Source organism: Streptomyces sp. 13-12-16 (assembly GCF_002114215.1).
Taxonomy (GTDB): domain Bacteria; phylum Actinomycetota; class Actinomycetes; order Streptomycetales; family Streptomycetaceae; genus Streptomyces.
In genome coordinates, this window is record NZ_NCTE01000584.1 from 1 (window position 1) to 2674 (window position 2674).

A 2674-nucleotide genomic window follows, 5' to 3' on the forward strand; every position below is an offset into this window, starting at 1 on the left:
CATCGTCGACGAGGCGGAGGGCGTCGCCGTCTACGCGGCCAACCTCGGCTGGCGCGACGTCCCGCTGCGCGCGCTGCTCACCGAACGCCTCGGCGGCGTCCCCGTCGCCCTCGGCCACGACGTGCGCACCGGCGGTCTCGCCGAGGGCCGCATCGGAGCCGGCCGGGGCACCGACCGCTTCCTGTTCGTGCCGCTGGGCACCGGTATCGCGGGCGCCATCGGCATCGACGGCCGGGTGGAGGCGGGCGCGCACGGCTTCGCGGGCGAGATCGGCCACATCGTCGTACGGCCCCAGGGCGCCCCCTGTCCCTGCGGGCAGCGCGGCTGCCTGGAACGGTTCGCGTCCGCCGCCGCGGTGAGCGAGGCGTGGGCGGCGGCCTGCGGGGACCCGGACGCGGACGCGGCGGACTGCGCGAAGGCCGTCGAGGCCGGGGACGTACGGGCCCGTCGGGTGTGGCAGGACGCGGTGGACGCGCTCGCCGACGGGCTGGTCACCGCGCTCACCCTGCTGGACCCCCGGGCGCTGATCATCGGTGGCGGGCTCGCCGAGGCGGGGGAAACCTTGTTCACACCACTGCGGGAGGCCGTCCGGCGGCGGGTCACCTTCCAGAAGATGCCGTCCCTGGTCCCCGCGGCCCTCGGGGACACCGCCGGATGCCTGGGCGCGGGGCTCCTCGCCTGGGACCTGATCGACACCACTGACCCCTCGTACCCCTCGGAGGTAACCACCTGATGGCCCCCACCAAGGTTCTCGCCGGTGCCCGGGTGGTCCTGCCCACCGGGACCGTGGACGACGGCCGCGTGATCGTCGAGGGCACGCGGATCGCGGGCGGGGGTCCCCCCGGGCCGGGGCCCGCCGGAGTCCCGGGGGCGGCGCCCGCCGACGCCGAGACGCTCGACCTGAGCGGCCACTGGGTGGTCCCCGGCTTCGTCGACCTCCACAACCACGGCGGCGGAGGGGCGTCCTTCGCCGGCGGCACCGCCGAGGACGTCCTCAAGGGCGTGCACACCCACCGCGCGCACGGCACCACCACGGTGGTCGCCTCCGCCGTCACCAGTGACCTGGACTTCCTCGCCCGGCACGCCGGGATGCTCGCCGAGCTGGCCCAGCAGGGCGACATCGCCGGCATCCACTTCGAGGGGCCGTTCATCTCCCCGTGCCGCAAGGGCGCGCACGACGAGGAGCTGCTGCGCGACCCCGACCCGGCCGAGGTGCGCAAGCTGCTCGACGCGGCGCACGGGCACGCCAGGATGGTCACCCTGGCGACCGAGCTGCCGGGCGGCCTGGACTCCGTACGGCTGCTCGCCGAGCACGGGGTGATAGCGGCGGTCGGGCACACGGACGCCACGTACGAGCAGACGCTCCAGGCCATCGACGCGGGCGCGACCGTCGCCACCCACCTGTTCAACGCGATGCCGCCGCTCGGCCACCGCTCCCCCGGCCCGATCACCGCCCTGCTGGAGGACGAGCGGGTCACCGTCGAGCTGATCAACGACGGCACCCATCTGCATCCGGCCGCGCTCCGGCTGGCCTTCCACCACGCGGGCGCCGCGCGGGTCGCCTTCATCACCGACGCGATGGACGCGGCCGGCTTCGGCGACGGCCGCTACATGCTCGGCCCCATGGAGGTCGAGGTCGCGGACGGGGTGGCCCGGCTGGTGGAGGGCGGCTCGATCGCCGGCTCCACGCTCACCCTGGACCGCGCCTTCAAGCGGGCGGTGACGGTGGACGGGCTGCCCGTCGAGGACGTCGTACGGGCGATCTCCGCCAACCCGGCCCGGCTGCTCGGCCTGGACGACCGGATCGGCTCCCTGGAGCCCGGGAAGGACGCCGACCTGGTGGTCCTGGACGCCGGCTTCGACCTGGTGGGCGTCATGCGGTGGGGGGAATGGGTGGTCCGTCCCGAACTGGGCTGATCCGTCCCACCGTCGACGGACGGTGGCCGGTCCGGAGGGGTGGGCCGACCACCGTCCGTTTGGCATGATCGTGACCACGGGTTCCACGGCAGAAGCAGGCACCAAGGGGGAGGTCGGCCCGGTGATCCTCACGGTCACGCTGAACACCGCTCTCGACATCACCTATCGCGTACCGTCCCTGCGTCCGGGGGCCTCCCACCGGGTCGCCGAGGTGACGGAACGCCCCGGCGGCAAGGGCGTCAACGTGGCACGGGTCCTCGCGGCCCTCGGCCACGAGGTGACGGTCACCGGCTTCTCGGGCGGCGCGACGGGCCGGATCCTGCGGGACCGGCTCGCCGAGGTCCCGCACCTGACGGACGCGCTGGTCCCGGTCTCCGGCACGACCCGGCGCACCGTCGCCGTCGTCGACGGCCGCTCCGGCACCACCACCCAGCTCAACGAGCCCGGCCCGGTGATCGGCCACGCCGAGTGGTCCGCGTTCCAGGAGGTGTACGAGGAGCTGCTGGCCGCCGCCTCGGCGGTGGCCCTGTGCGGCAGCCTGCCCCCGGGCGTCCCGGTGGGCGCGTACGCGGGCCTGATCCGCACGGCCCGCGCGGCCGGGGTCCCGGCCCTCCTCGACACCAGCGGTGCGGCACTGCGCCGCGGGGTCGCCGGGCGGCCCGACGTCCTCAAGCCGAACGCCGAGGAACTGGCCGGACTCACCGGCTCCCACGAGCCGCTGCGCGCCACCCAGGAGGCCCGCCGACGCGGCGCGGGC

Annotated in this window: 3 protein-coding genes; all 3 read left to right on the plus strand. The window is 75.4% G+C overall.

Features of this window, described 5'->3' with window-relative positions; genetic code table 11:
* The coding region (locus B7767_RS23365) for an ROK family protein (RefSeq protein ID WP_107486279.1) at positions 1–733 on the plus strand (733 nt) is incomplete at its 5' end.
* Positions 733–1917, plus strand: a complete 1185-nt coding sequence (gene nagA / locus B7767_RS23370) for an N-acetylglucosamine-6-phosphate deacetylase (RefSeq protein WP_085573922.1) — start codon at positions 733–735, stop codon at positions 1915–1917. The genes B7767_RS23365 and nagA, both read left to right, overlap by 1 nt.
* A gap of 121 nt (positions 1918–2038) precedes the next feature.
* Positions 2039–2674 (plus strand): 1-phosphofructokinase family hexose kinase (locus tag B7767_RS23375; RefSeq protein ID WP_085573923.1); only part of this gene is annotated, 636 nt, incomplete at its 3' end.